Origin of the sequence: Pseudomonas luteola NBRC 103146, from assembly GCF_002091675.1 — a bacterium.
GTDB lineage: Bacteria > Pseudomonadota > Gammaproteobacteria > Pseudomonadales > Pseudomonadaceae > Chryseomonas > Chryseomonas luteola.
Window position 1 is genome coordinate 147,533 of the sequence record NZ_BDAE01000010.1, and the last position, 7,670, is coordinate 155,202.

The 7,670-nt window shown below is 55.6% G+C and carries 8 protein-coding genes; 2 read left to right on the plus strand and 6 right to left on the minus strand.

Annotation, left to right across the window (positions count from 1 at the left end; translation table 11 throughout):
• The first annotated feature begins 8 nt into the window (after positions 1 to 8).
• Both PLU01S_RS13170 and PLU01S_RS13175 read left to right on the plus strand, forming a co-directional pair.
• The gene (locus tag PLU01S_RS13170) at positions 9 to 383 is read left to right on the plus strand and encodes a response regulator (RefSeq protein WP_010798348.1); all 375 of its coding nucleotides are present in this window, start codon (positions 9 to 11) and stop codon (positions 381 to 383) included.
• A gap of 159 nt (positions 384 to 542) precedes the next feature.
• The gene (locus tag PLU01S_RS13175; RefSeq protein WP_233432180.1) at positions 543 to 1,604 is read left to right on the plus strand and encodes a methyl-accepting chemotaxis protein; all 1,062 of its coding nucleotides are present in this window, start codon (positions 543 to 545) and stop codon (positions 1,602 to 1,604) included.
• A 56-nt stretch (positions 1,605 to 1,660) separates the two neighbouring features.
• On the opposite strand, the gene PLU01S_RS13180 is transcribed toward PLU01S_RS13175, so the two are convergent.
• The 6 genes from PLU01S_RS13180 to PLU01S_RS13205 form a co-directional block, all read right to left on the minus strand.
• Complete coding sequence (locus tag PLU01S_RS13180) at positions 1,661 to 2,314, minus strand: methionine ABC transporter permease (protein WP_074826532.1); 654 nt, start codon at positions 2,312 to 2,314, stop codon at positions 1,661 to 1,663.
• Positions 2,298 to 3,458, minus strand: coding sequence for a methionine ABC transporter ATP-binding protein (locus PLU01S_RS13185; protein WP_074826531.1), 1,161 nt, complete (start codon positions 3,456 to 3,458; stop codon positions 2,298 to 2,300). The genes PLU01S_RS13180 and PLU01S_RS13185 overlap by 17 nt, the downstream gene beginning before the upstream one ends.
• A gap of 3 nt (positions 3,459 to 3,461) precedes the next feature.
• Complete coding sequence (locus PLU01S_RS13190) at positions 3,462 to 4,286, minus strand: MetQ/NlpA family ABC transporter substrate-binding protein (protein ID WP_139208803.1); 825 nt, start codon at positions 4,284 to 4,286, stop codon at positions 3,462 to 3,464.
• 62 nt (positions 4,287 to 4,348) lie between these two features.
• On the minus strand, positions 4,349 to 5,749 hold the full coding sequence (locus tag PLU01S_RS13195; protein WP_074826527.1) for an LLM class flavin-dependent oxidoreductase: 1,401 nt from the start codon (positions 5,747 to 5,749) through the stop codon (positions 4,349 to 4,351).
• A gap of 7 nt (positions 5,750 to 5,756) precedes the next feature.
• Complete coding sequence (locus tag PLU01S_RS13200) at positions 5,757 to 6,959, minus strand: SfnB family sulfur acquisition oxidoreductase (protein ID WP_074826525.1); 1,203 nt, start codon at positions 6,957 to 6,959, stop codon at positions 5,757 to 5,759.
• Between the two features lie 3 nt (positions 6,960 to 6,962).
• On the minus strand, positions 6,963 to 7,670 hold a 708-nt coding region (locus PLU01S_RS13205), incomplete at its 5' end, for an acyl-CoA dehydrogenase family protein (protein WP_280522800.1).

Sequence of the window (7,670 nt, forward strand, 5' to 3'; positions counted from 1 at the left end):
AGAGTGAAATGAGCAAGAACATCATGATCGTCGACGACTCCGCGACCATGCTGATGAGTCTGCGCAGCAGCCTGGAAATGTCCGGCTTTAAAGTCGAGGCGGCCAATGATGGCGTGCAGGCGATGAGCAAGCTGCAAGGCGGCTACAAGCCGGATCTGATCATCACCGATATCAACATGCCCAACATGGGTGGTCTTGAGCTGATCGGCAAGGCCCGTGCACTACCTGGAATGCGCTTTGTTCCCATTCTGGCTCTCACTACCGAGAGCCAGCAAAGCAAGCGTGACGAGGCCAAAAAGAATGGTGCCACCGGCTGGCTAGTGAAGCCTGTCGGGGCAGCGGACCTGCTCAAGGTCATCAAGCAAGTCCTGCCGGGCGCCTAAGGAGCCAAAATGAACAACCAAGCCTACCTCAAAGCCGGATTGTTGCTGGCCATAGTGGCGCTGGGCCTCAGCTCGCCGGTCTGGTCGGCTTGGCTGGCGCAACAGTCAACCGTGGCCTGCATGGGCGTCGCCGTGTTTTTCTCCATTCCGCTGTTATTGATGACGTGGAGGTTGTCCCAAAATTCTGCCCATGTTCCTGAGCGAATAGAGGAGGGGAGCACATACGCAGTCCTGTTCGATAAAACAGTCGCCACGGCCAATGCTGTGCCTGGCCTGAGCCGTATCGTGCAGCGTAACCTAAAAGAGGTGAGTGATGAGACCGAGCGCAATGTGCTGTGCGCAATCGAACGTCTCAATAATATTCATCTTACCGGTCAGAAGCTGTCCGAGACGGTAAGTGAAGGATGTGGTTGTGCCCAGACGCTTTCCCGTGAGGCGGATGAGCATCAGCAGCGCAATGAAAAGACACTGGCGACACTGTCTGCCTTTGAAAAAGAGCGCAAGGAAAGCCTCAGTAGTGATATCGAGCGTATGCGGCGCCTGTATGAGGAAGTCAACGCCACCGGGCCGTTGATTGCCCTCATCAGTGATATTGCCAAACAGACCAACCTGCTGGCGCTTAACGCAGCTATCGAGGCTGCACGGGCAGGGGACTCCGGTCGTGGGTTTGCCGTAGTCGCCACTGAAGTACGTAATCTCTCCGCGCGCACTGCAGAGGCGGCGCACTCGATTTCCACGACTATTCAGAATCTGGCCTCACGCTTTGAGGAGGAGTCGACAGCCGCACAAAACCGGCAGGAGGATTTCCTGGCCAGAAGCGGACTGGAACATGTAGGTAATGAGTTGCGTTCCATGGTGAGGTATCTACAGGAAGCAGCGGAATGCATGACGTCAGTCGTCAGTGGTGTCAAAGGGTTAAGCTCCGAAGTGAACAATGATCTGCAAGGCGTACTGTCCTGTTTGCAGTTCCAGGACCCGCTACGTCAGCGCCTGGAGCAGAGCAGTCATATGCTGGACACCTTGAGCGATGTTATGGAGGCCTATAGTGTCGGGCTTGCCTCACCTGAAACCTGTCAGCCGGGGGAGCTACCTGATCTCGATGCTCGGATGCAAAAGCACCTGAACAGCTATGTGACGCACTCACAGCACAAGGGCCATCTTGAAGAGATAGGTCGGGGACACGAAGTGCAGTCCGAAGGACTCAAGATCGAACTGTTTTAAACTTCATACGAATGCAAAAAAGGCCAGCGGGCTCCCGACTGGCCTTTTTTATCGGCTCATGCTCGATGGTTTAACGCCTTCGCCAAGCGATCCCCGCCAAATTGAATTAATGTGACAAGTAATACCAGCCCTATAATGATAATCAGCATAACCGATACATCGAAACGCTGGTAACCATAGCGATAAGCAAGGTCCCCTAGACCGCCCGCGCCAATAGCGCCTGCCATGGCAGAAGAATTGATCATCGTAACAAGCGTAATGGTGAATCCGCCCACGATACCCGGCAGGGCCTCAGGTAGCAGAACATGCCAGACGATATGTCGGCGTCGGCATCCCATGGCCTGTGCGGCCTCGATCAGGCCATGGTCTACCTCACGCAGGCTCACTTCAGCGATACGGGCGAAGAACGGCGTTGCTGCGATAGCCAACGGTACGACGGCGGCCCATACACCGTAAGTGGTGCCTACAATCAGGCGGGTGAATGGAATAAGAGCCACCATCAGGATCAGAAAGGGAATGGAGCGGAAGAGGTTGACGACACTTCCAATCAGCGTGTTCAGGCGGACAGCCTCGAACATTCCACCTTTATCACTGGTAACCAAAAATACAGCCAATGGAATACCGGCAATCAATGCGATCAGGGATGAGACGCCTACCATTAGCAGCGTATCCAGTAGCCCTTGCCACAGGCGATCAATCAGCAGCGACATAACCCAATACCTCCACATCGTCGAAAATACGTCGAGCCCGCTTGATCAGTTCCTCTGGAGCATGGGAAGAGCGCCTGATCGAGACCAGCAGATGGCCTACCGTGCGCCCTTGAAGTCGTTGGATGCTCGATCTGATAAGCGTGAGCTGTCCACCCAACGCGTTGAAGAGTGATCCCAGGTCAGGCTCACGGCTGTTGGTGCCGTTTAGGCGCAGTTCAAGCAGGAGGGTATCGTTCTGGCGTAGCGGTTGTGTCTGCAGACGCGCTTTAAGATCATCTGATAGCGTTTGCTGCAACGGAGAGAGCAGGGTGCGGGTCACGTCATGGTGGGGATCACCAAAGACTCTCCATACGGGGCCTTGTTCGACTACTTCGCCATACTCAAGCACAACGACACGATCACAGATCTCGCGAATCACCTCCATTTCATGGGTGATCAACACAATGGTCAGCCCCAGCGACCGATTGATATCGCGTAGCAGTGCCAGAATGGCCTGTGTCGTTTCAGGGTCCAGTGCTGAAGTCGCTTCGTCGCATAGCAGGATATCAGGATCATGAACAAGCGCCCGGGCAATGCCGACGCGTTGCTTCTGGCCGCCGGAGAGCTGCGCAGGATAGGCATCATGCTTGTTGTCCAGACCTACCAGCTTGAGGAGTGAGTCGACTTTCTGCTGCCGCTCCTGCCGCGGTACGCCGGCCACTTTAAGGGGCAATTCCACATTCTGCCGCACGGTTTTGGCGGAAAGCAGATTAAAGTGCTGAAAGATCATGCCGATGCGCCGACGCAAGGCAACCAGCTCGCTTGTGCCATAGCGACCGATATCTTCGCCGCCGATCAGAACCTGTCCTTCGCTTGGCTGCTCGAGCCGGTTGATTGTCCGTAACAGGGAAGACTTGCCCGCACCACTGCGCCCGATGATGCCGAATATCTCACCCCTGCGCACAGCCAGATCTATACCATGCAGCGCACGCACCGGCCCTTGCTCACCGTTATAGGTTTTACCAATATCCTGAAAGCGGATATGGGTCTCGGCGCGTTCCAGTGCGGTAGAGGTAAGGGGGTAGGGTAGTGCATGAGAGGATTGGTCCGCCTCTGCTTCATGAGTGCTTCGAGCCTGCCGAATAGGTGTAATCGATCCCGTCATGAATCAACTCCTCCAGCCGGTTTGGTAAAGGGTTCCATGTGCCTTGTCCAATGCTGCACGCACAGCCGGAGAGTGCTGGTAGATATCGACGAACTTGCGTAGACGTTCGTCGTTCTGCCGGTCAGGCCGAATGACGAACTGGATGACGTATTCAGGATGATCAAGCCCGTCAAAAAGCAGAGCTGAGTAGGGGTCGAAGGTATTGGCCAGACGGATGTAGGCCGGGTAGCCCTGGACCAGATCGACATCATCATAGGCGCGCACCAGTTGAACGGCTTCCAGCTCGATGATCTGTATATGCTTGGGATTGGTCAGGATGTCGGCTTGAGTCGCCTTGTATCCCACGCCGGGCTTCAAGGTGATCAGGCCCGCTTTTTCCAGTAGTTGTAAGCCACGTCCTCCATTGACAGGGTCATTGGCAATTGCCACACGGGCGCCGTCCGGCAGGTCTTCGAAGCGTTTATACTTTTTCGAATAGAGGCCTACGTTGTTGATGATGCCGGGGGCATAGGGAATCAGGTTATAACCGCCCTCCTTTCGTGCATTTTCCAGAAACGGAATGTGCTGGAAGTAGTTCACGTCAATGTCCCCGTTAGCCAAGCTGACATTAGGGGCAATCCAGTCGGTAAACTCGACCAGCTCCACCTTCAACCCCTGCTTTTCCGCTTCAGCCACAGCTGCTTCCAGTGGAGGGGCAAAGGCTGCTGTCGTGCCGAGTTTCAGTGGCTCACTAGAGTCGGCCGCGTAGCTCATGCCTGCAGCGCCTAGCAGTGCTGCAAGGGCGAAGGTCTTTATCCAGCCACGGCCTGGGTTCAATCGGTGCAGCATATCGGTCATCCTGTTCAAGGTCATGGGAGGCGAGGCTGGAAGCGTTCCAGTAGTCGTTGAGATCAAATTGCAGTTCGTCTAGCCGTTTGGCTGGCCTGATGTGTCAGGTTTCGCCAATGTGTACCGGCATGGTCTGGTGGTAACCGAGCACCTTGGGCGAACAGCTTTTCACGCAGGGTGCCTGGCTCGTAGGCTGTCTTGTAGCGACCCCGTGCCTGCAACTCTGGAATTACTAAGTCGATAAAATCCGTATAGCTTTCCGGTGTAACGATGCGTGTCAGGTTGAATCCATCTAGCCCGGTTTCGTCGATCCATTGCTCCAGTGCATCCGCCACTTGGCTTGGCGAACCAACAATGAGTGGGTATCGGCTGCCCAAGGCGTGCTGCTCAAGGAGCCTGCGCTTGGTCCAATCACTGTCCTTGGCGGTAAACGCCTTGACGACCGACTCGATGGCATTGGTCTTTTGATAACGGATAGGCTCATCAAGCCCATAGCCTGCGAAGTCGATACCCGTCGAGCTGGAAAAGTGAGCAAGGCCTGCTTCTGGATTGGCGTAGCGTAGATAGTCCGCATGCTTTTCCCGGGCCTCAGCTTCAGTCGGCGCAACGATCACGCTCAACCCCATAAAGACTTTGATGGCGTCCGGCGTACGCCCGGCGGCTACTGCGCTGGCACGTGTTCGGTCAACCTGATGCCGGACCGCCTGAATATTCTGGCCACCAATGAAAACGCATTCCGCATGTTGTCCGGCGAAATTAACGCCGCGTTCGGAAGAACCCGCCTGGTAAAGCAGAGGTGTGCGCTGTGGAGAGGGTTCGCTCAGGTGATAACCTTCAACGTCGTAGAACGCTCCGTGGTGTCTAACCTTGTGCACCTTATCCGGTCGTGCGTAGACACGGCCCAGGCGGTCAGCGATGACAGCATCATCTTCCCAGCTGCCTTCCCACAGTTGGTAAAGCACGCTTAGATATTCATCAGCCCGATCGTAGCGACGATCGTGCTCATGCTGAGCGGTAAGCCCCATCGCCTTGGCTGCGCTATCCAAATAGCCCGTCACAATGTTCCAGCCGATGCGGCCGCCCGTTAGGTGATCCAGTGTTGAGAATTGTCGAGCCAGCAGGTAGGGATGTTCATAGGTGAGATTTGCAGTCACACCAAACCCAAGATGCGTGGTATGGGATGCCATGGCAGAGACGAGAAGGAGAGGGTCGTTAACCGGAAGCTGGATGGACTCCCTTGCCGTGAGGTCGATACCGCCACCGTACACGTCGTAGACCCCTACGATGTCAGCAAGGAATAAAGCGTCGAATAGACCGCGCTCCAGCAGCTTAGCCAGCTCAGTCCAATAGCTCAGCGTCTTGTACTGGGTAGACGCATCCCGTGGATGCGTCCAGAGCCCATGGTTGATATGTCCGACACAATTCATGTTGAAGGCGTTTAGCCGAATCTGCTTCTTTGCCATGACAACCTCAGAGGTAGCTGCGTCGGGGCGGCAGGGTATCGTTCAGGTAGTAGTTGCCAATGGCGTGATATTTCCAGCGCACGGGGTCATGCAGGGTATGCACACGTGCGTTACGCCAGTAACGATCAAGGCCATGCTCTGCCAGACTGGCCCTGGCACCACCCAATTCAATGAGTTTATTGCCAGCCAGTAGAGAGGCCTCTGTACTCAACGCACGCGCCTCAGCGATCGCAATGGAGGCGGCAGCTACGGCGTCTGCGGTCGGATCTTGCTGCGCCTTGTCGAGTGCCTCTCCAGCGCGCTCAAGCAAGGCCTCCGCGGCGGCGACACGTATGGCCAGCCGGCCTATGTCACTGATCGTCAGGGGGTCTTCATAGGCATGTTCAACACCGGAATCGGGCCAGGGACGCGCCTGTTCACGGACAAAGAGAAGGGCATGCTCATAAGCACCTCGCGCAATACCTGTATCGATCGCTGCGTGTAACAGCTGGGCGAAAGGGCCTACCGTAGTAGGGCGCTCAAATGCTGTTTGAAAAGGTACGACCTCATCAGCCGTCACCGCGACATTTTCGAGCACGACCGAGCCGCTGCCCGTGGTCCGCTGCCCAAAGCCAGACCAGTCATCAATGACGGTTACGCCCTCACGGGTGCGCGGGATAAAGGCCAGCCGCTGCTTGTCTTCGTCATCCACAACCGAGGTGGGGATGCGCTGAGCATACAGTGCCCCGGTTGCATAGAACTTGCGCCCGTTGACCTTGAAACCGTCCCCGTCAGATATGAGACGGGTAGTGCGGTCCAGTACCGTCTTGGTGCCAATCTCGGCCAGTGCATTGCCGTAGCGGGCACCTGCCAGCACCTCGGTATACAGCTTGCGCTGCTGCTCAGTAATGCCATTTACGCGCAATACTTCCAGCGCGTAGTAGTGATTTTGTGGTATCTGACCCAGGGAGCCATCCGCCGCTGCAATAATAGCGATGACCTTGGCGAGCGTTACGCTGGAGACTTCAGCACCTCCCAGTGCTTTGGGTACTGTAATGGCCCAGAGCCCGGACTGGGAGAACTGCTCCAATTCACTCCACGGCAGCGTCCGATGTTGATCCCGCTGAGCGGCGTCTTGCTTGAAAAGGGTGGCCAGCTCGGTAGCAATCCTTAATGCCTGTTCATCACTTTCGATCCGGTCGGCAATACCGTGCAATACAGGTGTATTCATGGCTCAGATCCAGGCGTGGCGGGCAGGGGATATGCCATTCAAGTGATAATTGCCAATGGCATGTACTTTCCAGCGCACAGGGTCATGAAGGGTATGCGTCCGTGCGTTGCGCCAATGTCGGTCAAGGTTGAACTCAGCTAGCGTGGCTCGGCTGCCAGCCAGCTCGAAGAGTTTTTCACTTGCGGCTAGCGCAATCTCAGAGGTCAGTACCTTGGCCTGGGCTACTGCGATCGAGGCTTGAGCAGCCTGCAATTCATCAACCGGCTGGTCTTTAAAAGAATCAAGCACTTCGGCTGCCTTTTGCAGTAGCGCCTCAGCTGCATGTAGTTCAACTTCTAGCCGTCCAACCTCTGCAATCAGGTAAGGTTCATTTCGTGCTTCAGTAATACCAGCCTCAGGCCAGGGTCTAGTTTTACCAACAACAAACCACCTGAGATCACCCAAAGCAGACAAGGCTATGCCTGCATCGATGGCCGCATGGATCAATTGAGCATAAGCGCCTTGCAAAGAGGGCTTAGTGCTTAGCAATCCGCTCGGAATAATGTCTTCTGCAAAGAGACGAACATTATTGAGAATGACTGTTCCGCTTGCTGTGGTGCGCTGTCCAAAGCCGGACCAGTCATCAATGATTCGAAGCCCCGGCGTTCCGCGCCGGACGAACGCCATGACTTGTCGTCCGGTGTCATCCAATGCCTTGACGGTTACCCAATG